This is a genomic window from Pararhodobacter sp. (assembly GCF_034676545.1).
In the GTDB taxonomy this organism is placed as follows: domain Bacteria; phylum Pseudomonadota; class Alphaproteobacteria; order Rhodobacterales; family Rhodobacteraceae; genus Pararhodobacter.
Genome location: NZ_JAUCBZ010000015.1, coordinates 674,559 through 696,047 on the forward strand (window position 1 = coordinate 674,559; position 21,489 = coordinate 696,047).

23 protein-coding genes are annotated in these 21,489 nt (G+C 63.3%); 12 read left to right on the forward strand and 11 right to left on the reverse strand.

Going from position 1 to position 21,489, the window contains the following annotated elements; translation table 11 throughout:
* The first annotated feature begins 2 nt into the window (after positions 1–2).
* A complete protein-coding gene (locus tag VDQ28_RS06710; RefSeq protein WP_323035196.1) occupies positions 3–1,406 on the forward strand; it encodes a nodulation protein NodH in 1,404 nt (467 codons plus the stop codon).
* Between the two features lie 191 nt (positions 1,407–1,597).
* Here VDQ28_RS06710 and VDQ28_RS06715 read toward each other — a convergent pair whose 3' ends face one another.
* The 5 genes from VDQ28_RS06715 to VDQ28_RS06735 all read right to left on the reverse strand — a co-directional run bounded on the left by VDQ28_RS06715 (position 1,598) and on the right by VDQ28_RS06735 (position 7,016).
* A complete protein-coding gene (locus VDQ28_RS06715; RefSeq protein ID WP_323035197.1) occupies positions 1,598–1,939 on the reverse strand; it encodes a DUF2853 family protein in 342 nt (113 codons plus the stop codon).
* A 161-nt stretch (positions 1,940–2,100) separates the two neighbouring features.
* The gene (locus tag VDQ28_RS06720; RefSeq protein WP_323035198.1) at positions 2,101–3,279 is read right to left on the reverse strand and encodes a lytic murein transglycosylase; all 1,179 of its coding nucleotides are present in this window, start codon (positions 3,277–3,279) and stop codon (positions 2,101–2,103) included.
* Between the two features lie 187 nt (positions 3,280–3,466).
* Positions 3,467–4,300 carry an S-formylglutathione hydrolase gene (gene fghA, locus VDQ28_RS06725; RefSeq protein ID WP_323035199.1) on the reverse strand — a complete coding sequence of 278 codons (834 nt, stop codon included), beginning with the start codon at positions 4,298–4,300 and terminating at the stop codon, positions 3,467–3,469.
* Positions 4,300–5,409: an S-(hydroxymethyl)glutathione dehydrogenase/class III alcohol dehydrogenase gene (locus VDQ28_RS06730; RefSeq protein WP_323035200.1), complete on the reverse strand. Its 1,110-nt coding sequence runs from the start codon at positions 5,407–5,409 to the stop codon at positions 4,300–4,302. The genes fghA and VDQ28_RS06730 overlap by 1 nt, the downstream gene beginning before the upstream one ends.
* A 128-nt stretch (positions 5,410–5,537) precedes the next feature.
* A complete protein-coding gene (locus VDQ28_RS06735; protein WP_323035201.1) occupies positions 5,538–7,016 on the reverse strand; it encodes a Hint domain-containing protein in 1,479 nt (492 codons plus the stop codon).
* A gap of 191 nt (positions 7,017–7,207) precedes the next feature.
* On the opposite strand from VDQ28_RS06735, the gene VDQ28_RS06740 reads away from it, so the two are divergent.
* From VDQ28_RS06740 to VDQ28_RS06760, 5 genes are all read left to right on the forward strand, one after another.
* Complete coding sequence (locus tag VDQ28_RS06740) at positions 7,208–8,143, forward strand: histone deacetylase family protein (protein WP_323035202.1); 936 nt, start codon at positions 7,208–7,210, stop codon at positions 8,141–8,143.
* Positions 8,140–8,376, forward strand: coding sequence for an exodeoxyribonuclease VII small subunit (locus VDQ28_RS06745; protein WP_323035203.1), 237 nt, complete (start codon positions 8,140–8,142; stop codon positions 8,374–8,376). The genes VDQ28_RS06740 and VDQ28_RS06745 overlap by 4 nt, the downstream gene beginning before the upstream one ends.
* Complete coding sequence (locus VDQ28_RS06750; RefSeq protein WP_323035204.1) at positions 8,373–9,233, forward strand: polyprenyl synthetase family protein; 861 nt, start codon at positions 8,373–8,375, stop codon at positions 9,231–9,233. The genes VDQ28_RS06745 and VDQ28_RS06750 overlap by 4 nt, the downstream gene beginning before the upstream one ends.
* A gap of 40 nt (positions 9,234–9,273) precedes the next feature.
* Positions 9,274–11,205 (forward strand): 1-deoxy-D-xylulose-5-phosphate synthase, encoded by a 1,932-nt coding sequence (gene dxs / locus VDQ28_RS06755; RefSeq protein ID WP_323035205.1) that lies wholly within the window; start codon positions 9,274–9,276, stop codon positions 11,203–11,205.
* 79 nt (positions 11,206–11,284) lie between these two features.
* Positions 11,285–11,671 (forward strand): hypothetical protein, encoded by a 387-nt coding sequence (locus VDQ28_RS06760; protein ID WP_323035206.1) that lies wholly within the window; start codon positions 11,285–11,287, stop codon positions 11,669–11,671.
* Positions 11,672–11,675: 4 nt separating this feature from the next.
* On the opposite strand, the gene VDQ28_RS06765 is transcribed toward VDQ28_RS06760, so the two are convergent.
* Positions 11,676–12,554, reverse strand: a complete 879-nt coding sequence (locus tag VDQ28_RS06765) for a LysR family transcriptional regulator (RefSeq protein ID WP_323035207.1) — start codon at positions 12,552–12,554, stop codon at positions 11,676–11,678.
* Positions 12,555–12,649: 95 nt separating this feature from the next.
* Between VDQ28_RS06765 and VDQ28_RS06770 the strand changes: the two genes are divergently transcribed.
* Both VDQ28_RS06770 and VDQ28_RS06775 read left to right on the forward strand, forming a co-directional pair.
* The gene (locus tag VDQ28_RS06770; protein WP_323035208.1) at positions 12,650–13,528 is read left to right on the forward strand and encodes an NAD-dependent epimerase/dehydratase family protein; all 879 of its coding nucleotides are present in this window, start codon (positions 12,650–12,652) and stop codon (positions 13,526–13,528) included.
* 57 nt (positions 13,529–13,585) lie between these two features.
* On the forward strand, positions 13,586–13,768 hold the full coding sequence (locus VDQ28_RS06775) for a hypothetical protein (protein ID WP_323035209.1): 183 nt from the start codon (positions 13,586–13,588) through the stop codon (positions 13,766–13,768).
* A gap of 2 nt (positions 13,769–13,770) precedes the next feature.
* On the opposite strand, the gene zapE is transcribed toward VDQ28_RS06775, so the two are convergent.
* Positions 13,771–14,859, reverse strand: a complete 1,089-nt coding sequence (gene zapE, locus VDQ28_RS06780) for a cell division protein ZapE (RefSeq protein ID WP_323035210.1) — start codon at positions 14,857–14,859, stop codon at positions 13,771–13,773.
* Positions 14,860–14,971: 112 nt separating this feature from the next.
* Here zapE and sseA point away from each other — a divergent pair, with 112 nt between their 5' ends.
* Genes sseA through VDQ28_RS06795 form a run of 3 tightly spaced genes read left to right on the forward strand, consistent with a single transcriptional unit; the run spans position 14,972 to position 17,579 of the window.
* Complete coding sequence (gene sseA / locus VDQ28_RS06785; protein WP_323035211.1) at positions 14,972–15,823, forward strand: 3-mercaptopyruvate sulfurtransferase; 852 nt, start codon at positions 14,972–14,974, stop codon at positions 15,821–15,823.
* A gap of 1 nt (position 15,824) precedes the next feature.
* Positions 15,825–16,391, forward strand: a complete 567-nt coding sequence (locus tag VDQ28_RS06790; RefSeq protein WP_323035212.1) for a GNAT family N-acetyltransferase — start codon at positions 15,825–15,827, stop codon at positions 16,389–16,391.
* A gap of 9 nt (positions 16,392–16,400) precedes the next feature.
* Positions 16,401–17,579, forward strand: a complete 1,179-nt coding sequence (locus tag VDQ28_RS06795) for an amino acid aminotransferase (RefSeq protein ID WP_323035213.1) — start codon at positions 16,401–16,403, stop codon at positions 17,577–17,579.
* 4 nt (positions 17,580–17,583) lie between these two features.
* Here the strand turns inward: VDQ28_RS06795 and VDQ28_RS06800 are convergent, their stop codons facing one another.
* The 3 genes from VDQ28_RS06800 to rbfA are packed head-to-tail and all read right to left on the reverse strand — an operon-like array spanning position 17,584 to position 20,254.
* Positions 17,584–19,017: a protein adenylyltransferase SelO gene (locus VDQ28_RS06800; RefSeq protein WP_323038079.1), complete on the reverse strand. Its 1,434-nt coding sequence runs from the start codon at positions 19,015–19,017 to the stop codon at positions 17,584–17,586.
* A gap of 51 nt (positions 19,018–19,068) precedes the next feature.
* Entirely contained in the window at positions 19,069–19,806 is a 738-nt protein-coding gene (locus tag VDQ28_RS06805; RefSeq protein WP_323038080.1) for a phosphodiester glycosidase family protein, read from the reverse strand.
* Complete coding sequence (gene rbfA / locus VDQ28_RS06810) at positions 19,799–20,254, reverse strand: 30S ribosome-binding factor RbfA (RefSeq protein ID WP_323035214.1); 456 nt, start codon at positions 20,252–20,254, stop codon at positions 19,799–19,801. Before rbfA ends, VDQ28_RS06805 begins: the two co-directional genes overlap by 8 nt.
* 123 nt (positions 20,255–20,377) lie before the next feature.
* Here rbfA and dapB point away from each other — a divergent pair, with 123 nt between their 5' ends.
* Positions 20,378–21,211 carry a 4-hydroxy-tetrahydrodipicolinate reductase gene (dapB, locus tag VDQ28_RS06815; RefSeq protein WP_323035215.1) on the forward strand — a complete coding sequence of 278 codons (834 nt, stop codon included), beginning with the start codon at positions 20,378–20,380 and terminating at the stop codon, positions 21,209–21,211.
* Between the two features lie 9 nt (positions 21,212–21,220).
* On the opposite strand, the gene VDQ28_RS06820 is transcribed toward dapB, so the two are convergent.
* Positions 21,221–21,403 carry a DUF1674 domain-containing protein gene (locus tag VDQ28_RS06820; RefSeq protein ID WP_323035216.1) on the reverse strand — a complete coding sequence of 61 codons (183 nt, stop codon included), beginning with the start codon at positions 21,401–21,403 and terminating at the stop codon, positions 21,221–21,223.
* Between the last annotated feature and the right edge of the window lie 86 nt (positions 21,404–21,489).

Consider the following 21,489-nt stretch of genomic DNA (forward strand, 5'->3'; position numbering starts at 1 on the left):
CCATGGCTTTCGAGTATTTCGTGATCCTCGCAGAAATGCGTACCGGGTCCAACCTGTTGGAATCCAACCTCAATGCCATCGACGGCATTGACTGCCACGGCGAGTTGTTCAACCCGGTGTTCATCAACACCGCGGGCACCGACACCTACCACGGCGTCAGTTTGGCGCAGCGCGACGCCGACCCTTGGCTCTTGCTGAACACTCTGCGCGCGGGCGGCAAGCGGCGCATGGGATTTCGGCTGTTCCACAATCACGACCCGCGCATCTGGCAACACGCGCTTGGCGATCCCGCTTGTGCCAAGATCATCCTGACGCGCAATCCTCTGGAATCCTACGTCTCGCGCAAGATCGCGGCGGCGACGAACCAATGGCGGCTGGGCAATGTCAAACACCGCAAACAGACGCAGATCGCCTTTGACGCCACCGAGTTCGAGACCCTCCTGACCCGCCTGCAACAGACGCAACTGGAGATTCAGCACAGCCTGCAAACCACCGGGCAAACCGCATTTTATATCGGCTATGACGATGTCAACGATCTGGACGTGTTGAACGGCCTGGCGCGCTGGCTCGGTGTCGGCGCGCGGCTGACGGACCTGCCGCGCACCTACAAAAAGCAGAACCCCGAACCGCTGGAGCAGAAACTCAGCAACCCGCAAGATCTCGCGCCCGGGCTTGCGCGCATCGACCGTTTCGACCTGGGCCGCACACCCAATTTCGAAATCCGTCGTGGCCCGATGCTGGATGTTTGCGTCGCCGGGGCGAAGACGCCGCTGCTGTTTCAACCCCTGCGCGGCGCTCCGGAAAGCAGCGTGATCCGCTGGCTTGCCGCGCTCGATGGCGTGCCCGAACACGATCTGCCGCGCGACTTCGATCACGGGCGGCTGGCACAATGGCGCAGCGCCAACCCCGGCTTTCGCAGTTTCGCGGTGCTGCGCCATCCGTTGAAACGCGCGCATTCCGTGTTCTGCTCCAAGGTCTTGACCGGCCAATTTGCCGAGGTCCGCGAGCATATGGCGCGGCTGTTTGGCGTCAATCTGCCCGACGATCCCGCGACCCTGCCCGCCGACCAGCACCGCGACGCGTTCAAAGCCTATCTGCGCTTCACTGCTGCCAGCCTGTCGGGTCAAACCGGGTTGCAGCCTTGGCCGATGTGGGCCACGCAGGCCGCGATCCTTGATGGGTTTGCACAGGTCGCAATGCCCGACGCCATTCTGCGCGAGGACACGTTGGCACATGATCTGGCGTGGTTGGCGCGCCGCGTTGGTCATCTGAATCCGCCAGCCTACACGCCCGAGGAACCCGCAAGCGCCATTACCCTGGATCAGATTGTGGATGAGGAGATCATCGGCCTGGCCAAAGACGCCTATCGCCGGGATTACGCGCAATTCGGCTTTGCCGAAACCTGACGCGGGGCGTCAAAACAGTATGGGGGCTCCGATTGCCCGGAACCCCCCTTCTCCCACATGCCCTTCGCACCACATGTGAAGTCTCGGTCTGTCCGGGGCCATCCTAGCCCGCAAGAACACCCTGCCATCAGCGCGCCGGTCATGCAAACAAAGAGCGCGCAGCATTTTGTTCAAATGCCACGCATTGACCCTCAGGCGTAAACCGATTCCTTGCCGAAATGCTTGGTCAACATATAGTAAACCACGGCGCGATATTTGTTGCGCTCGGATTTGCCATAGGTGTTGATCACGGCGGCAATGGCCTCGTCCAGCGCGGGTCCGTCCGTCAGGCCCAGCTTCTTGATCAGGAAGTTCTTTTTCACGGTCTCGATCTCGCCGGGCTGGCTACCCGCCACGGTCGAGGCATCTGCGTCGTAAATCGACGGCCCGCAGCCGATCGTGACCTTGGTCAACAGCGCCATATCGGGCTGCATCCCGCATTTGTTCTTCAGATCGTCCGCGTATTTCGCGATCAGCTCATCCCGACGTCCCATGCATTCTACTCCCTGTGCAAATGGTAAAAACTTGACAGGGGCGAGAATAGGAACGCATCACCCCCACCTGCAAGCGCAAACCTTCGGTCAGGGCCGGTAAACGCGCATTAAGCCGCGTTGCAAGGAAAACACCCGCGCCAGAGCGACCCCGACCGCCAAAATCACAACCGATTGAGCAGCGCCGGCGTTGGCCACCCATCCGCGGGCATTCCCAGTTGCTGTTGCACGTCCTGCACCGCGGCCCGCGTCCCCGCGCCCAGAATGCCGTCGATCCCACCCACATCAAACCCGCGCGCCTGCAACGCCTGCTGCAAACGGCGCATTTGGTTCTGGTCCAGGCCGGTCTCGGCATTGCCCGTGGTATAGACCGGCGCACCTTCGATTCGCGTGGCGAAATAGGCGGCGGTGGCAACATAGGTAAAGCTCTGGTTCCAATCGAACAACACGCGGAAATTGTCAAAGATCATGAAGGCCGGGCCCCGGTGGCCTTCCGGCAGGATCACCGAGGCGCTCAGATTCCCCGAGGGCAGGCTCCCATGCCGCGGCCGCACGCCCAGACGCTCCCAGTCCGACACCGACATCTGCGTGCGCAGCCCGGTACGCGACAGGTCCAGCCCCGCCGGAATCGCAACCTCATGCATCCAGGGCTGGTTCGGACGCCAGCCATGATGCCGCAGCAACGCCGCGCCCGACAGAACCGCATCCGGCATCGAGCGTTGCAGGTTGACATGCCCGTCGCCGTCGCCATCCACCCCAAGGTTCAGGATATCGCGCGGCAACATCTGCACCATGCCGATCTCACCGGCCCAGGCGCCGGTGGTGGTCGCCGGGTCCAGCTCGCCACGGTGATACAACTCGGCAAACGCCAGGATCTGCGGCCGAAAGATCTCGGGGCGGCGGCAGTCATGCGCCAGAGTGGCCAGCGCGTTGGCGGTATTCACGTCGCCCTGAAACGCGCCGAAATCCGTCTCGAACGCCAGAAACGCCAGCATGATCCCCGGCGAGACGCCATAATTGCGCTCGGCGGCCTGAAACAGGCTGGCGCGCTCTTGGCGCAACTGCCGGGCGCGGTTCAGACGGCTCTGGCTGATCAGGCGCTGCGAAAAATCCACGAACGGCCGCTGAAAGAACCCCTGCGCCCGATCACTGCGCAGAACGTTTTGATCCTGGCGCAACTGGCTGAAAAACCGGTCGGCCGTGCTGGCGGGCACACCGTTGCTGATCGCCTCCGAGCGCAGACCGGCAATAAACGAGGACCAACTGCCACCACATCCGCTCTGGGCCGTGGCAGGGACGGCCAGCAACGTGGCAAAGGCGGCGGCGATAACCGTGAGACGCATCAAGGAACTCCTGTTCAAATTTGCCAAACCCTAGCAACTCCAAAGCGCTGGGCCAAGCCCGCACAATGCGCCACAACACGCCACTAACTTTGGCCTGCACCGCGCCCAGCCCCCGTCTTTGTTCTTCAAATATCCTCTGGGGGTGAGCGCGGCACGCGCGAGGGGGGCGAAGCGCCCCCTCTCTTTGTCACGATTTCAAATACGTTGCATGCCAGTCCAGTTGCGCGCCCATGAAACTGGAGATGAAGTAATACGAATGATCGTACCCCTCATGCAGCGCCAGCTCCAACGGCTGCCCGGCTGCGGCACAGGCTGCTTGCAGGCGTTCGGGCATCAGTTGCTCCTCAAGGAACCCATCGGCGGCCCCCTGATCGACCTTCAAGGCCGGAACCCGCGCGCCCGCCTCGATCAACCGGCAGGCGTCATATTCCGCCCAAGCCGCCCGATCTTCACCCAGATAGCCGCCCAGCGCCTTTTGGCCCCAGGGGCACTCGGTCGGTGCGACAATCGGCGCAAAGGCCGAGACCGAGCGATAGGTGCCCGGATTGCGCAGCGCCAGGGTCAGCGCGCCATGCCCGCCCATCGAATGCCCCATGATCGCCTGCCGGGTCATATCGGCCGGGAACTGCGCGGCAATCAGCGACGGCAATTCGCGCTCATAGTAGCTGCGCATCTGGTAATGCTTGGCAAACGGTTCCTGCGTCGCATCGACATAGAACCCGGCACCCAGCCCGAAATCATAGGCCTTGTCCGGATCATCCGCCACGCCTTCGCCGCGCGGCGAGGTATCGGGCGCGACAAAGATGAACCCGTGCCGCGCGCAAGCCTCGCGGAACTCACCTTTTTCGGTGACGTTCGACCAGTTGCAGGTCAGGCCCGACAGATACCAGACCACGGGTTTCGGGCCGTCGCCATCCGGCAAGAACACCGAAAACCGCATCGGGGTGCCGGTGGCCGTGCTGTCATGGTCCCAGACTTCTTGCCAGCCGCCGTGGCTGCGCCAACGATCAATAGGTATCATCAGAAGATCACCACGCCACGGACCGACTTGCCTGCATGCATCAGGTCAAAGCCCTTGTTGATATCCTCGAGGCTGAACGTATGCGTGATCAGCGGGTCAATCTCGATTTTTCCGTTCATGTACCAATCCACCATTTTCGGCACATCCGTGCGCCCCCGCGCCCCGCCAAAGGCCGAGCCCTGCCAGACGCGCCCGGTCACCAGTTGGAAGGGCCGCGTGCTGATTTCCTTGCCAGCTTCCGCCACGCCGATCACCGTCGAGACACCCCAGCCGCGATGACAAGCCTCAAGCGCCTGACGCATGACGGTGGTGTTGCCGGTGCAGTCAAACGTGTAATCCGCGCCGCCGTCGGTCAAGGCAATCAGATGCGCGACGATATCGCCCTCGATCTCCAGCGGATTGACGAAATGGGTCATGCCGAACATCTTGCCCCAGGCCGCCTTGTCGTTGTTGATGTCAACGCCGATGATCTTGTCGGCCCCGACCATCCGCGCCGCTTGCAGCACGTTCAAGCCAATGCCGCCCAGACCGAACACCACGACATTCGCGCCCGGCTCGACCTTGGTGGAATAGACCACCGCGCCGACGCCGGTGGTGACGCCGCAGCCGATGTAACACGCCTTGTCAAACGGCGCGTCCTTGCGGATTTTCGCCACCGCGATTTCTGGCATCACAACGAAATTCGAGAAGGTCGAACAGCCCATGTAGTGATAGATTGTCTCGCCCTTGTAGCTGAAGCGCGAGGTGCCATCGGGCATCACTCCCTTGCCCTGCGTCGCGCGGATCGCGGTGCACAGGTTGGTCTTGCCCGACAGACAGCTTTTGCACTGACGGCATTCCGGGGTGTACAGCGGGATCACATGATCGTCGGGCTTGACGCTGGTCACACCCGGGCCGACCTCGCGCACGATACCCGCGCCTTCGTGACCCAGCACCGACGGGAAGATCCCCTCACTGTCGAGCCCGTCCAGCGTATAGGCATCCGTGTGGCAAATGCCGGTCGCCATGATCTCGACCAGAACCTCTCCGGGCTTTGGGCCCTGCAGATCCAGCTCAACGATTTCCAGCGGTTTCTTGGCCTCAAAGGCGACGGCGGCGCGTGTTTTCATGGGTGTTTCCCTTGGGTTTGTGTTTGGCCCAACCCTAGCCCCGGCACGTCCGTGCATGCAAGGGGCGTTGCCCCCTTGGCCTACGGCCAATTCCCCCAGAGTATTTTTGGCAAGATGATGTCGGGGGGTTAGATGGTGTGTTGTGGTGCCCGAAGGCTGCTCAGGACGCGGGCGGCAAACAGGGCACCGGTTTCGGCGGCGTTCAGCACCGGGCGGCTGGACGCAAAGGCGCGCTGACCGGCTTCAGATGTCAGCATCGGGAATAGGCGTTGCAATTCCGCGCGGGTTGTGGCGTCCAATGCGCCCAGAACCACGTCTGAGGGTTGAAAGCTCTCGGTCCAGGCACCCTCGGCGCGAATAATCTGATGTGCGTCGCACATTACATGAGTATAGCTGATGCCAGCCGATGGGAGGCGGGTGACGCCGGCCAACCCCAGCAAATCCTCGGCGGTGACCAACACCTCGCGTTCGCCAAACATGAGATCGGTGTTCAGACCTGACACCAGCATCCGATGGCGCGGCGAGACGATCAGATCGCGCCGCGGCAAGCCACCGCCCATTGCACCTTTGACAATGCGAATGGGGGCGGCGCGTGGGCAGGCGGCGATCTCAGCCGCGCTCAGATCCCGCCGTCCGGTCCAGATCAACGGTTGATAGCCATGATCGCGGGTCAGAACCCTGTCGCCGGGGGTCAGATCCTCGACCGGGATCGGCCCGTGGTCGGTGTCGATCAGCGTGCCGGCGGCGAAGCAGATGATTTCTTCGATGGTGTCGAAGGTCAGCCGGTTGCCGTCCGGGAAATCGACATAGCCAGACTTGGAGGTCGCACCGTGGCTGCCGGTGCCATGGGTCTCGTGGGTGATTGTCACCACGGGCGCGGCTTCGCCCGATTCCGGATCCGGCAGGATCAAGACATCGTAGCCGCCCCAGCCCGACAAATGGCCCGACGTTGAGGTGAGAACCTCGGCAACATCGTCGGTATAGCTCAGATTGACTTCTTCGACTTCGCTGAAGGTGATAGACCCATCGCCCTGGGTGATGATCCCCTTTTCATCACCTGTATACAGCAGCGACATGCTTTCGCTCCAGCCGCCGTAAATAACATCGCCGCGAACTTCACCGGTTTCGCCACCGATAAAAACACTGTCACCGATCTCGTCGCCGACATAAATCGTATCGTTGCCCGAGCCGCCAAAAAAGGTGTCATTGCCGGAATCCAGATAGATATGATCATCCCCGAAATCCGGTTCCGGCGCGTCTGATGGTGAGTTACCACCGAGGTCGCCATCGGGACTGTCGCCAAAGATCAGATTGTCGCCGTCGCCACCGCTGAACACATCGTGCCCCGCGCCACCGATCAGGATGTCGTCGCCTTGTTCGCCCGATATATAGTCATCGCCGGTGCCACCCCAAATCGTGTCATCGCCACCGCCGGCGTGCACGTTGTCATCACCAGAACCGGCATCGACGACCGACCCGCCGGGCGCAAAGCGGTCGCCATCGGCATCAATGTAGCCGCTATAAATCGTATCATCACCATCCGTCCCGTCGACAACACCGGGGCCGGTGGGGGGCGGGATAAAGGGGATGTCATCTCTGGGTGGCATGGGAACGCTCCTGTGGACTGGTAAACAACCGGGCTCTTGCACTGCAGAATGATTGCGACTCACATGCAAGATGCATGTTTGTGCAGATCCTGACAACCTCGGCGGCCAAGCCGCGCCACCTCGTGGGAAATATATGGCCGCAGATCAGGGCGGTGCTTGAAGGGGGGCGTGTGCCCGGATAGCCTGACGCCATGAGCACAGCATTTTTCACCGACCCCGCCTGTTTGACCCATGTCACACCCCCCGGCCACCCGGAGCAAGTAGCCCGGTTGCGTGCGATTCTGGCGGCCCTTGAGGCCCCTGAATTCGCCGCGCTTGATCGCCGCCCCAGCAGCGCCGCCGATGTCAGCGAGATCTTGCGCTGTCACCCGCAAAGCTATGTGGATCGCATCCGCGCCGCGATTCCGGCGCAGGGCTCGCATCAACTGGACGCCGACACCCATGTCTCGCCCGGTAGCTGGAATGCCGCGACCGGCGGTTTGGGCGCGGTTTTGGCCGCGTTAGACACGGTGATTGCCGGTGAGGCCGCGAACGCCTTTGCCGCCATTCGCCCGCCCGGCCATCACGCCGAAACCGCCACGCCGATGGGGTTCTGCCTGTTTGGCACGGTCGCCATCGCTGCCAAACGTGCGCTTGATCACCATGGGCTGAACCGCGTTGCAGTGCTGGATTTCGACGTGCACCACGGCAACGGCACGCAAGATCTGCTGTGGGATGAGCCGCGTGCGCTGTTCGTCTCCAGCCACCAGTTCCCCCTCTGGCCCGGCACGGGGCGCGCCGATGAGGTGGGGGCGCACGGCAACATCCTCAACCTGCCGCTGCCCCCCGAAACCGCAGGCCCCGGTTTCCGCAAAGCGTGGGAGGAGACCGCCTTCCCGCGTCTTGAGGCGTTCAGGCCAGACCTCATCCTGATTTCCGCCGGGTTTGACGCCCACGCCGCCGACCCGCTGGCGCAACTCAACCTGCTCGAGGAGGATTTCATCTGGATCACCAACCGCATTTGCGACATTGCCGACAAACACGCCGGTGGCCGGGTGGTCTCGGCCCTCGAAGGCGGGTATGATTTGGCGGCGTTGGCCTCCAGCACGGCGGCGCATGTCAAAACCTTGATGGAGCGGGGCGCATGAAACCAGTCGCTGAAATGTCGTTTGAAGAGGCCCTGCGCGAGTTGGAACAGGTCGTCAGCCAGCTTGAAACCGGCAATGTCGAGCTGGAGAAATCCATCGACATCTATGAACGCGGCGCCGAGTTGAAAAAGCGTTGCGAGGCCAAGCTGGCGCAGGCGCAGGCGCGGATCGAGCAGATCACGCTGGCCGAAAACGGCACGCCCAACGGCACCGCGCCCTTCGACGCCAAATGAGCTTTCCGCAGGCCCTGAATTCTGCCGCGCTGTCGGTCTCCGAGCGGTTGAGCGCAGCACTGATGGGTTTGCCCGCCAGCCGGGTGCGCGAGGCGATGGGCCATGCGGTCTACGGCGGCAAGGGGTTGCGCGGCTTCATGGTGCTGCAATCTGCCGCCCTGCACGGCATTGCGCGCGACCATGCGCTGAATGCCGCCGCCGCGATCGAGGCCTTGCACGCCTATTCCCTGATCCACGATGACCTGCCGGCGATGGACAACGACGATCTGCGCCGGGGCCGCCCCACCGTGCACATCGCCTATGATGAGGCCACGGCGATTCTGGCCGGTGACGCGCTGCACTCTCTCGCGTTTGAGCTCTGCGCCCAGCCCGGCCAGCCCAAGGCCGCCGCGCTGGTTCTGGGTCTGGCACAGGCGGGCGGTGCGGCGGGCATGGTGCTGGGGCAGGCGCTGGATATCGCCGCCGAAACCGCCGCGACTCCGCTGACGCTGGCGCAGATCACGCATCTTCAGGCTGGCAAGACCGGCGCGCTCTTTGCCTGGGCCTGTACCGCTGGCCCGGTGATGGCCGGGGCGGACCCAGCGCCGCTTCACGCCTATTCACAGGCGCTGGGACTTGCCTTTCAGATTGCCGACGACATTCTGGATACCGAGGGCGACGCGCAAACCGCCGGAAAACGTCTGCAAAAGGATGCGGATGCGGGCAAAGCGACGTTTGTTTCGCTGCTTGGGCTGGAACCCGCTCGTCAACGCGCCAAATCGCTCATTGATCAAGCCTGCGATGCCCTCGCACCCTATGGTGACAAGGCGCAATCCTTGCACGAGGCGGCGCGGTTCGTTATCAGCCGCGACAAGTGATGCGAGAAGTTGCCCGAGACAAGTTGACTGGAAGTAAACCATGAGTGCCGACCGCCCAGCGACCCCGCTACTTGACCGCGTCCAAACTCCGGCCGATCTGAAACGCTTCAGCGACGCGCAACTGCGCCAGGTTGCCGATGAGTTGCGCGCAGAGACAATCAGCGCCGTGTCGGAAACCGGCGGGCATCTGGGCGCGGGTCTGGGCGTGGTCGAGCTGACCGTCGCCATTCACGCGATCTTCGACACACCGCGCGACCGGCTGATCTGGGATGTCTCGCATCAGTGTTATCCGCATAAAATCCTGACCGGGCGGCGTGACCGTATCCGCACCCTGCGTCAGAAAGACGGCCTCAGTGGTTTCACCAAGCGCACAGAGTCGCCCTATGATCCCTTCGGTGCGGCGCATTCCTCGACCTCGATTTCCGCCGCCCTCGGCTTCAAGGTCGCGCGCGATCTTGGCGGTTCGCCGGACCCGGCGCTGGGCGACGCAATCGCGGTGATCGGCGATGGCTCCATGTCGGCGGGCATGGCGTTCGAGGCGATGAACAACGCGGGCCATCTGGGCAAGCGGCTGTTCGTGATCCTCAACGACAACGAAATGTCGATCGCGCCACCCACCGGCGCGCTGTCCTCCTACCTCTCGCGCCTCTATGCCGAGAAACCGCTGCAAGACCTCAAGGCCGCCGCCAAAGGCGCGCTGTCGCTGCTGCCCTCGCCACTGCAGGATGCCGCACACCGCGCCAAGGACATGCTCAAACACGCGACCGTCGGCGGCACGATGTTCGAGGAACTGGGCTTTCACTATGTCGGCCCCGTCGATGGCCATGATATGGAGGCCTTGCTGGCCGTCCTGCGCGCCCTCCATGCCCGCGCCACCGGACCGACGTTGATCCATGTGATCACCAAGAAGGGCAAAGGCTATCGCCCCGCCGAAATGGCCGCCGACAAGGGCCATGCCACGGCGAAATTCAATGTGCTGACCGGCAAGCAGACCAAGGCCCCCTCGAACGCGCCCAGCTACACCAAGGTTTTCGCCGAAGCACTGATCAAGGCCGGTGAGGCCGATGACAAGATCGTCGCCGTCACCGCCGCCATGCCCGATGGCACCGGGCTGAACCTGTTTGCCGAACGTTTCCCCAAGCGCTGCTTTGACGTTGGCATCGCCGAGCAACATGGCGTCACCTTCTGCGGCGCGCTGGCGGCGGGCGGGTTGAAACCGTTCTGCACCATGTATTCGACCTTCCTGCAACGCGGTTACGATCAGGTCGTGCATGACGTGGCATTGCAGGGCCTGCCGGTGCGCTTTGCCATTGATCGTGCCGGGTTGGTCGGGGCCGATGGTGCCACGCACGCCGGGTCCTTTGACATTGCCTTCATGGCCAATCTTCCCGGCATGGTGGTCATGGCCGCTGCGGATGAGGCCGAACTGGTGCACATGGTCGCCACCGCCGCCGCCCATGACAGCGGGCCGATCGCCTTCCGCTTTCCACGCGGCGAGGGGGTCGGCGTTGACATGCCCGAACGCGGCATCCCGCTGGAAATCGGCAAGGGCCGCTTGATCCAGCAGGGCGCGCGCGTGGCGATCCTGTCCTTTGGCACCCGTCTGCAAGAGGTGATGAAAGCTGCCGAGGCGTTGACCGCGCGCGGCATCACCCCCACCGTGGCCGACGCCCGCTTCGCCAAACCCCTCGACCGCGATCTGATCCTGCAACTCGCGCAGGATCACGAGGCGCTGATCACCATCGAGGAGGGTGCGGTCGGCGGCTTCGGCTCCCATGTCGCGCAGCTTTTGTCCGACGAGGGCGTGTTCGACCACGGCCTTAAATTCCGCGCGATGGTCCTGCCTGACAGTTTCATCGACCACGCCAACCCCGCCGACATGTACGCCGCCGCTGGCCTGAACGCCGCAGATATCGAGGCCAAGGTGCTGACCGTGCTGGGCCTCGGGCAGGTCGGGGCGAAACGGGCTTGAAAAGCGAAACCCCGCGCGGACCTTTCGGCTGTCGCGGGGTTCCAGATGGTTGTCCCCGGAACCCGAACAGGAGGCCCGCATGAAACGCCTGTCGATAGTTGCCGTGATCGCGGTGCTGGCGGCTTCGCCCGCGCTGACCGACGGCGCAATAACCCTGCCCGACATTCCGTCGATGACGCGCGACGAGACCGCTGATTTGCTCAGCGCGCTGGTCGTCGCCAGCGTGGCGGCGCAAAACTGCGAGGGGTTCGCGATCAGCGAGGCCGAGCAGGCGTTGCTCTCGGACTCGGCCGGGATTTTGGCGGCCCGGTTTGAACTGGACCCGCCGCAATACAATGCCCTGTTCTTGCATCCGGCCTATAGCACCATGACCCAGGAGGGCGCGTGTGAGCAGGAAGGCCCGCGCATTTCGCCGCTGATTGAACAATTGATCGGCTGGGGCGGTTCGGTCACGCCGGGCGAATAACCGGTCATCTCAGCGCCTGCGCCAGAAAATCCCATACGCGCCGAATGCGGGGGTTGGTGTGCAGGGCTTGCGGCGCGGCCAGCCACAGCGGCAAGGACGGCAGGTCAAGCTCGGGCATCACGCGGGCCACCAAGGGGTCTTGGTCACCGATCTGGCGCTGCATGCCACTGATGCCGCACCCGGCGCGCACCAACTCCCAATGCACCGTTTGATCGTCGCAGCGGATGCCAAAGAAGTCGCGCGTTGCCGGAAAACCCATCGCGCGCATCATGTGCAGAATACGCTCGTCGCGGTCGTAACCCACAAAGCTATGGTGTTTCAGGTCGTCGATTGTGCGGGGCGTGCCGTGCCGCGCCAGATAGCCATGCGCCGCATAGAGGCCGATCGGCAGGTCGGTGACGTGGCGCGCGATGATGTCCAATTGTTCCGGCCGATACATGCGCAGCGCGATATCAGCCTCACGGAACAGCAGGTTTTCCGAGGTGTCCGAGGGCGCAAGCTCGATCTGGATTTCGGGTTCGGCCTGTCTGAGTCGGGCGAGGATCGCGGGCAGCATATGGTGCGAGACGATGCGCGAGGCGGTGATGCGCACCGTGCCGCGCAACTCCATCTGCCGCCCCTCGGCAAGTTGACTGAACCGCGCCGCATTTGCCGCCATCGCGCGGGCGGTGTCCACCAAAGGCAGCGCGGCCTCGGTCAGCTCCAGCCCGCGCGGGACACGTCGAAACAGGTTCAGACGCAACTGGGCCTCAAGTTGCTTGATGTGGCGGCCAAGTGTCGGCTGGCTTTGCCCAATCGCGCGCGCCGCTGCCGACAGTGAGCCGGTCTCTGCAACGGCAAGGAATGACCGCAGAAGGGTCCAATCGTGAGAGGGGTTTGTCATTCAATAATGAATATCAGAGAAAGAGTTTCGGGCAATATCCATTCGCATTCCTTTGGGTCAAACAGGGGGCATCACCCTGAACAAAGGTTTCAACCATGACCCAAACAGCCCTCATCCTTGGCGCGTCCGGCAAGATTGGCCGCCATTTCTCCAAAGCGTTTCGCGATGCCGGGTGGCTGACACGCGCCTATATCCGTGGCAGCGACATGAACGCCGCCGCGCAGGGCTGCGACGTGATCGTCAACGGCCTGAACCCGCCCGCTTATCACGACTGGGAAACCCTACTGCCGGCGATCACACGGCAGGTGATCGGTGCCGCCAAAACCTCGGGCGCGACGGTGTTGTTTCCCGGCAATGTCTATGTCTACGGCGCGCAACCCGGACCTTGGTCCGAGGCGACGCCACACAAGCCATGCAGCCGCAAAGGGGCGATTCGCGCGCAGATCGAGGCGCAATACAAAGCCGCCGAGGTGCAGACCATCATCCTGCGCGCGGGCGACTTTCTGGAGGCTGAAATCGGCGATTCGCATGTCGATATGGTTTATCTGCGCGCCTTTTCCAAAGGTGTGGTGACGGCCTTTGGCGACCCCGATGTCGAGCGCGCTCATGCCTGGCTGCCGGATATGGCGCGCGCGGCGGTCATGTTGGCCCAGATGCGCGCCGATCTGCCGCGTTTCACCGATATCCCCTTTCCGGGGCTGACGTTTTCCACGGCGCAACTGGCCGATGGGCTGGCGCGGCAATCCGGGCGCAAGCTGACCGTCAAGCCCTTCCCGTGGTGGCTGTTCAGCGTGACGGCTCCGGTCTGGGAACTGGCGCGCGAGATGAAGGAAATGCGCTATCTTTTCAACACGCCGCACCGCCTGTCGGGCGCGCGGTTGGCGCAGCTTCTGCCTGATTTCCAACCCACACCGTTTGAGCAGGTTCTGGCCGAGATCGTGTCGCAGCGCTTGGAAATCAAAGCCGCCGCGTGACTTTTGGTGCTCCACAGCTTACCTTTGGGTTGTGGAGACCAACCCTCGGAGGTTCCAATGGGCAAACATCCCCTTGATCACGGGCGCGCACCCTCGACCGCGCGGCTTGACAGATTCGTTGATGTAGAGCGGGCAACCCGGCCCAGCAACGCGGCAAAAACCTTGCAGCAACGCCCTCGCAAGACCGAGGCCTCACGGCTGGAGCGGTTCGCAAAAATCGAGCGCGGCGCCGAGGAATAGCGCTAAGGCACCGGGTCGCTGCCCCAATCCGCGCTCTGCATCTCGCGCAGACGGCTTGCGGTGCGCTCGAATTCAAACGAGCCTGTGCCCTCGGAATACAGGCGCTCGGGCTGGTCGGCTGCGCTGGCGATCAGCCGCACCTTGCCCTCATACAGCGCATCAATCAGGGTCACGAAGCGCTTGGCTTCGTTGTAATTGCTTGAGGACAAGCGCGGAATATCCTCGAGGATCAGCAGCCGGATCGCGCCCGCCAAGGCCAGATAATCCGCCGGTCCAAGCGGTCTGCCGCACAGATCCCAGAACCCGGCGCGGGCGACGCCGTTGTGATGCCGGGGCACCTCGACCTTGCGGCTTTGCACGGTCAGAACCAAGGGCGCACCGGGATCGCCGCCTGTCAATTCCGCCCACAGCGCATCAATCGCCTGTCGTGCGGCGCTGTCTGCCGGGTGAAAATACACCTGCGCGCCCGTCAGGCGATGCTGGCGGTAATCCACCGCTGATTCGAGGTGAATGACCTCCATTTTCTCGCGCAGCAGAGCAATGAAGGGCAGAAACAGCGCCCGGTTCAGCCCGTCTTTATACAGGTCCTCAGGCGGGCGATTCGATGTGGTGACAATCATCACCCCGGCATCCATCAGCATCTGAAACAACCGCCCGACGATCATCGCGTCGGTAATGTCATTGATCTGCATTTCATCGAATGCCAGCAAACGCAGGTCGGCGGCGACCTTGGCGGCGACCGGGGCCAGCGCGTCATCAACGCCGGTCTTGCGGGCCTCGTGCATGCCGGCGTGGATTTCCTGCATGAAGGCATGAAAATGAACGCGGCGCTTGGCAGGTTGGTCCGTGTTCGCCGCGAACAGGTCCATCAACATGGATTTGCCGCGCCCGACCCCACCCCACAGATACAGACCCTTTGGCGCGTCGGCAGATTTCTTGAACAGCCCGCCCAGAAGCCCGCGTTTTTGCGGCTGCTCCAGCGCCTCACGTCGGGATTGCAGCGCCGGAAGCACGGCACGCTGCATCGCATCGGCGCGGTAATCACCTGCCGCCACACGGGAATCATAAATCTCGGTCAGGGTCTGTTGCATGGGCATTCTTTAGCGTGCTCCACCGGGATGGGAAAGCCAGTGCCTTTGCCGGGGTTGCCACATCTCGGACGGGCAGGTAACGATTTCAAAAGGCAAGTTGAGGACCGAGCGCATGGCGAGTGACGACCCCCGGACACTGGTTTCCACCGAATGGCTGGCAGCCCACCTGAATGACCCGGATCTGCGGATTCTGGATGCGTCGTGGCACATGCCCGATTCTGACCGCGATTCGCACACCGAATACACCGAAGGGCATATTCCCGGCGCTCGATTCTTCGACATCGACGAGATTTCGGACCAGCGCTCGGCCCTGCCGCATATGGCGCCGCCGGTGGAGAAATTCATCAGCCGTATGCGCGCGATGGGTATCGGCGACGGGCATCAGGTGGTTGTTTATGACAGCCTTGGCATGTTCTCGGCCCCGCGCGTCTGGTGGACCTTCAAGCTGATGGGCAAGCTGGATATCGCGGTGCTGGATGGCGGCTTGCCAAAGTGGAAGGCCGAGGGCCGCGCGTTGGAGGATCTGCCGCCGATGGTGCGCGATCGCCACATGACCGTGCAGCGTCAGGCGCATTTGATCAAGGACGTGAGCCAGGTTGCCTCGGCCTCGAAGCTGGGTGACTGGCAAATCCTGGATGCGCGGTCGGCCGAACGGTTCCGCGGCGAGGTCGAAGAGCCGCGCCCGGGTCTTCGCTCGGGGCATATTCCCGGCTCGCTGAACCTGAATTACCGCGACGTGCTGAACCCAGATGCGACGATGAAGGACGAAGCCGCCCTGCGCGAGGCGTTTGAAAAGGCTGGCGTCGATCTGTCAAAGCCCGTGATCACCACCTGCGGCTCGGGCGTGACGGCCTGCATTCTCAGCCTCGCACTCGAGCGATTGGGGCATCACAAACACGCCGTGTACGATGGATCGTGGACCGAATGGGGCATGTACCCGGATCTCAAAGTCGAGAAGGGCTGACATGCACGCCTATAAAGCCGGTGACACCGTTGAGTACCGGGTGACGTGGTTGGAAATGACCAAGCGCCCAACCTATGGCTGGCCCAGCCTGCCGGTGGGTCGTGAGGCAATCCTGGTGCGCGCCGATTCCCCGCCGTGGTGGTATTTTCTGTCGCTCTACGATGCAGTTGGCCGTGATTATGCCTGGACCGACAAGCACAAGATCCCGCGCGACGAGTTGAACGCCTGGATTCAGGATCCGGATGTCTCGCTCTATACGATGATCGGCAAGGGATGGCCCCAAGGGTTCTTCATGCTGGATTGGCGCGAGGACGAAATCTGCAAGCTTGCCTATTTCGGCCTGGTCCCCGAGGCCGTCGGGCGGGGCTTGGGCACCTGGTTGCTGAAGTCCGCGGTGATGACGGCCTGGGACCGAGAGTCCACCAAGAAACTGACCGTCGATACCTGCACGCTCGATCACCCGCGGGCGTTGATCCAATATCAGAAGATGGGCTTTTCGCCCGTCCGCACCGAGGTCCATTCGCGTGTTTTGGCGAGTGATCAGGTGTTTCATCAACCGCTTATCTGAGGACGCATCATGTTCAACCGCCTCGCCACGCCGAAAATGGACCCGATCATGCTGGTCTCGCAGCTTTACCGCGAGGATGCGCGCGACACAAAGACCGATCTGGGCGTCGGAGTTTACAAGGATGACACAGGCATCACGCCGGTCATGCGTGCGGTGAAGCGCGCCGAGCAAAAGCTGGTCGATACGCAGGACACCAAGGTCTACACGGCGCTGATTGGCGACCCCTCGTTCCATGACGCGATGGCCGATCTGTTGCTGGCGGGCACCGTCGCGAAAGAGCATATCGCGGCGGCGGCGGCCACCGGCGGCACGGGTGCGGTGCGGCTGGCAATGGAATTGATCAAGACCGCCAACCCGGACGCGACGATCTGGATTTCCACACCGACCTGGCCCAATCACAACATGCTGGCCGATGTGGTCGGCCTGGCGTGGAAGCCCTATCGCTATTACGATGCCGAAACCGGCGGCGTGGATCGCGCGGGCATGTGGGCGGATCTGGCGCAGGCGAAGGCCGGCGACGTGGTCTTGCTGCACGGTTGCTGCCACAATCCCACCGGCACCGATCTGAACCCCGATGACTGGGCTGAAATGGCGCGATTCCTGAAGGCCAATGATCTGATGCCCTTCGTCGATATCGCGTATCAGGGGTTCGGTGACGGGCTCGACGACGACGCGGCCGGGCTGCGCTATCTGGCCAGCGAGATGGATCGCGTGATCATCGCCGCCTCGGCCGCTAAGAATTTCGGCCTGTATCGAGAGCGCGCCGGGATCACCCTGGTCCTGTGTCCGGCGGGAGAGCGCGCCGCCGTGCAGGGCACTTTGGGGGCCAAGAACCGCGCCTCGATCAGCTTTCCGCCCGATCACGGTGCGCGCGTGGTCACAACCATCCTGACCGACCCCGCCCTGCGCGCCGAGTGGGAGGCCGAGCTTGAGGACATGCGCAACCGGGTCAACGGGTTGCGCCGCGCGCTGGCCGATGCCTTGCGCGATGAATGCGGCTCGGATCGCTTTGGCTTTCTGGCCGATCAACGCGGCATGTTCTCGCTTCTGGGTGGCACTGACGCGCAAATCGCCCGTCTGCGCGACGAGTTCGGCGTTTATGCCGTCGGCGGCGGGCGGGTGAACATGGCCGGCCTGACGCTGAAATCCGTGCCGCTGGTCGCCAAGGCCATCGCGCAAGTGCTGTAACGGCTCAGGTCCCGCAATAGGTTACATACGCGCCCGCGCCCTCAGGTGCGGGCGTTTCCAGATCCTCGAACCCGGCGCGCCCTGTGTAGGGGTCCGACACCGCCTCGAGCAACCGATGGAACGGCGCCATATCGCCCCCCTCGGCGGCACGCAGCGCCTCCTCGACCCGGTGATTGCGCGGAATATAGACCGGGTTCACGCGGTCCATCTTGTCGGCGGCATCCAGTTGCGGACGCCAAGCCGCCAGCCAGTCGCTCAACCGTGGATCGGCGTTCAGATGCGCCACCAACGGCCCCTCATCGCCGCGCGCGGCCTGCCCCAGCTTGCGGAAGGCCAGCGTGAAATCCGCCGATTGCGCGGTCAGCATATCAAGGAACCCGTTGATCAACGCATCCCCCGCCTCGCTGACCCCCAGCTTGGCGCTGAACCTCTTGCGGTGCAGGGTATCATAGCGGATCTCGGCGGCTTCCAGCGCGGATTGCATTTCGGGCAGGGCCTGTTCCGGGTCCTCGGGTGCGATCAGCGGCATCAGACACTCGCCCAGCCGCGCAAGGTTCCAGCGCGCCAAGACCGGCTGATTGCCGTAAGAATAGCGCCCCTGCCGATCAATCGAGGAAAACACGGTTTCAGGGTTATACGCTTCCATGAAGGCGCAGGGGCCATAGTCGATGGTCTCGCCGGAAATTGCGCAATTGTCGGTGTTCATAACGCCATGCACAAAGCCCACGCCCATCCATTGCGCAATCAGCGCCATCTGCCGGGCGATCACCGCGTGATAAAACGCCAGATAGCGGTCCGGGGTCTCCGCCAATTCGGGAAAATGCCGGGCAATCGCGTAATCCGCCAGCTTGCTCAGCCGCGCGGTTTCCTGACGGGCGTAAAAGAATTGAAACGTGCCGACGCGCAGGTGGCTATCGGCGACGCGGGCCAGAACCGCCCCGGTTTGCGGCGTTTCGCGCCAGACGGTCTCGCCGGTGGTGGTGGCCGCCAAGGCGCGGGTCGTGGGGATGCCAAGACCGTGCATCGCCTCGCCAATCAACACCTCGCGCAGCACCGGGCCAAGCCCTGCCTTGCCATCGCCACCGCGCGAAAACGGCGTTCTGCCAGAGCCCTTGAGGTGAATGTCACGGCGTTGCCCCGCGCGGTTCAGCACCTCGCCGACCAGCATCGCGCGCCCGTCGCCCAGCTGCGGCGAGAAGCCGCCAAACTGGTGCCCGGCATAAGCCATTGCCAGCGGCGAGGCCCCCATGGGCATCGCGCTGCCGGTCAACATCGCCACGCCTTCGGGGCTGCGCAGATCGTCAGGGTCCAGGCCCAGATCAACCGCCAGCGCCTCGTTCAGCCAGACCAGCGCCGGATCGGGGGCTGGTGCGCCCTGAACAGGCAAATACATCCCATCAAGATCGCGGGCGTAGGAATTGTCGAAATCAATCGTCAGCATGCGGTACCTCTGCCAGAAAGATAGGGGCTTTGCGGCAAATGGAAACCCCTAGTCAATCGGCTGAACCAGACCCACCATCGGCCCCATCGGCAAACCCCAATCCGAGCGGCCAAGATCGCGCGCATAAAGCCGCGAGATGCTGCCATCGAGGAACAGAGCCTGATTCACGCCCAGATGATCGCGAAAGAAGCGGGCGAAGTGGTGAAAGGTCACCTTGGCATCCGAGATCACGAAATACGCCGTGCGCCCATCATCGCTGACCCCGACGCCGTTGCGAAAGTTGAGTGATGTCGAGTCTGGCAGAAAGCGTGGATGCAGTTCTCCGTCGATCACCAACATCGGCCCCGATTGCGTCGCATAGCGGCAATCGGGCGTGGTTTCCTCAAAGATGTGGCTCTCGATCACCGCGAAACCGTCAGGCTTTATGCAGAACACGCCATTCGGCAGCATGGCAAAATTTCCCGGCCCCTCGCGGGTGACCAACCGCGCGGATTGCGCGCCATCCTCGACATACAGCCCGACGGGGCGACGGTCCGGGTGGAACATGCCCGCGTTCATCGCAAAGGCAAGTTGCATCCCTTCGGCGGCCAGATCAGCATCAATGCGCGCGAAAGAGCCAAACACCTGCCCATCCGCCGCCATCAGGAACAGCCGCACATCCTCAGAGGCCTGCGCCGTGCAAGTGGTGAAGCTGTCGCCCTCGAAAACCGTGCTTTGACACTCGGCCAAGGCCGCACCGCCGCTCAGGCCCAGCGCCACAACCGCGGCGAGGAGCCTTTCAGGCATCGTCTTTGTCAGCGTCTTTGTCAGCGTCGACATCTGGCTCATCCGCCTCATCGGGGGCAGCGACATCGGCCATGACGCGCGGGTCGGCGAACATGCGGCGCGCGTTGTCCATTGCGTCAAACGTCTTGTCCAGCTCGAACCGCAACTCGGGCGCGAAACGCAGGTTCAGGCCATGCGCCACTTGATGCCGGATCTCGCCCTTGTTGCGCCGCATGGCGGCCAAGGCGGCCTCGGGCTCGCGCCCGCCCAGCGGCATGACAAAGGCAATCGCGCTGCGCAGATCGGGCGTCACCCGCACCTCGGACACGGTGATCGACATGCGCTGCAATTCCGCGTCATGCACGTCGCCGCGTTGCAGGATCTCGGCCATCCGGTGACGGATAACCTCGGCCACCCGAAGCTGGCGTTGTGATGGGCCCGAGGCCTTGGGGAAACGTTTTGCACTCATGGCGCATATGTAGGGGATTCCACGCGCCGCTGCAATCCGCTCACAAGCAAGCGTGACCTGCGCAAAGGCGGTTTTCTGCCGCCCTTGGGCGCGCTATGACAGGGGCGAACAAAAGGGGGCGATATGACCAACACAACCGCGACCACAACCGCGACCACAACCGCGACCGTCGTGACGGGTGTTTCAGGCCGCATGGGCCGGATGCTGGTGCAGGTGATCAACGCCAGCGACAAGGTGCATCTGTCGGGCGCGCTGGAGCGTCCGGGTCATGCGTGGATCGGCAAGGATCTGGGCGAGGCGCTGGGCGGGGCGGCCAATGGCATCATCGTGCAGGGTGATCCCCGTGTGGCCTTGCAGGGCGCGCAGGCGGTGATTGATTTCACGGCACCATCCGCAACGGTCGCCCTGGCCCCGATTGCCGCCGAACTGGGGGTCGCGCACATCATCGGCACCACGGGTCTGTCCAAGGGTGATCTGGCCGCGCTGGCCGAGGTCGCGAAATCCGGCGTGATCGTGCGGGCGGGCAACATGAGCCTTGGTGTGAACCTGCTGGCCGCACTCACCCGCAAAGTGGCCGAAGCCCTCGACACCGATTACGACATCGAGATCATCGAAGGCCACCACCGCCACAAGGTCGATGCGCCCTCGGGCACCGCCTTGATGCTGGGCGAAGCCGCCGCAGCCGGGCGCGGTGTTTCCCTTGAGGACGCCGCCGTGCGCGCTCGCGATGGCATCACCGGGCCGCGTGAGGCGGGCAGCATCGGCTTTGCCGTGGTGCGCGGCGGCGATATCATCGGCGAACATGACGTGATGTTCGCCGCCGACGGCGAGCGGATCATCCTGCGGCATATCGCCAGCGATCGCTCGGTCTTTGCGCGCGGTGCGGTCAAGGCGGCGGTCTGGGCGCAGGGGCGCAAGAACGGCGAATACGATATGGCGGCGGTTCTGGGGCTTTAAGCCGATGCTTCAAAAATCGACGGCAATGCCCTTTTTCTCCCAGTCGCCATAGCGCACCGGCTCTGGGCCGTTGCGCCCGCCCAATTCCCTGGGCATCGGTTTCGCCTCGGCTTCGGCCTTGAGGCGGCGCGCTTCGGCTTCGGCCAGGGCGCGTTGCGCGGCGGGGGGCAGGGTGGATGGATCATGGGTCATGCGGGTTTCCTTGCGGCTTTCCTCGCACTGGGCGATAGGATAGGCGCAACTTAAGCGCCGAACCCCACACCGACAAGACCGGAGAC

Coding starts and splice junctions, on each gene's coding strand:
- VDQ28_RS06710 (WP_323035196.1), top strand. CDS start 3: ATGGCTTTCGAGTATTTCGTGATCCTCGCAGAAATGCGTACCGGGTCC.
- VDQ28_RS06715 (WP_323035197.1), bottom strand. CDS start 1,939: ATGGGACGTCGGGATGAGCTGATCGCGAAATACGCGGACGATCTGAAG.
- VDQ28_RS06720 (WP_323035198.1), bottom strand. CDS start 3,279: ATGCGTCTCACGGTTATCGCCGCCGCCTTTGCCACGTTGCTGGCCGTC.
- fghA (WP_323035199.1), bottom strand. CDS start 4,300: ATGATACCTATTGATCGTTGGCGCAGCCACGGCGGCTGGCAAGAAGTC.
- VDQ28_RS06730 (WP_323035200.1), bottom strand. CDS start 5,409: ATGAAAACACGCGCCGCCGTCGCCTTTGAGGCCAAGAAACCGCTGGAA.
- VDQ28_RS06735 (WP_323035201.1), bottom strand. CDS start 7,016: ATGCCACCCAGAGATGACATCCCCTTTATCCCGCCCCCCACCGGCCCC.
- VDQ28_RS06740 (WP_323035202.1), top strand. CDS start 7,208: ATGAGCACAGCATTTTTCACCGACCCCGCCTGTTTGACCCATGTCACA.
- VDQ28_RS06745 (WP_323035203.1), top strand. CDS start 8,140: ATGAAACCAGTCGCTGAAATGTCGTTTGAAGAGGCCCTGCGCGAGTTG.
- VDQ28_RS06750 (WP_323035204.1), top strand. CDS start 8,373: ATGAGCTTTCCGCAGGCCCTGAATTCTGCCGCGCTGTCGGTCTCCGAG.
- dxs (WP_323035205.1), top strand. CDS start 9,274: ATGAGTGCCGACCGCCCAGCGACCCCGCTACTTGACCGCGTCCAAACT.
- VDQ28_RS06760 (WP_323035206.1), top strand. CDS start 11,285: ATGAAACGCCTGTCGATAGTTGCCGTGATCGCGGTGCTGGCGGCTTCG.
- VDQ28_RS06765 (WP_323035207.1), bottom strand. CDS start 12,554: ATGACAAACCCCTCTCACGATTGGACCCTTCTGCGGTCATTCCTTGCC.
- VDQ28_RS06770 (WP_323035208.1), top strand. CDS start 12,650: ATGACCCAAACAGCCCTCATCCTTGGCGCGTCCGGCAAGATTGGCCGC.
- VDQ28_RS06775 (WP_323035209.1), top strand. CDS start 13,586: ATGGGCAAACATCCCCTTGATCACGGGCGCGCACCCTCGACCGCGCGG.
- zapE (WP_323035210.1), bottom strand. CDS start 14,859: ATGCAACAGACCCTGACCGAGATTTATGATTCCCGTGTGGCGGCAGGT.
- sseA (WP_323035211.1), top strand. CDS start 14,972: ATGGCGAGTGACGACCCCCGGACACTGGTTTCCACCGAATGGCTGGCA.
- VDQ28_RS06790 (WP_323035212.1), top strand. CDS start 15,825: ATGCACGCCTATAAAGCCGGTGACACCGTTGAGTACCGGGTGACGTGG.
- VDQ28_RS06795 (WP_323035213.1), top strand. CDS start 16,401: ATGTTCAACCGCCTCGCCACGCCGAAAATGGACCCGATCATGCTGGTC.
- VDQ28_RS06805 (WP_323038080.1), bottom strand. CDS start 19,806: ATGCCTGAAAGGCTCCTCGCCGCGGTTGTGGCGCTGGGCCTGAGCGGC.
- rbfA (WP_323035214.1), bottom strand. CDS start 20,254: ATGAGTGCAAAACGTTTCCCCAAGGCCTCGGGCCCATCACAACGCCAG.
- dapB (WP_323035215.1), top strand. CDS start 20,378: ATGACCAACACAACCGCGACCACAACCGCGACCACAACCGCGACCGTC.
- VDQ28_RS06820 (WP_323035216.1), bottom strand. CDS start 21,403: ATGACCCATGATCCATCCACCCTGCCCCCCGCCGCGCAACGCGCCCTG.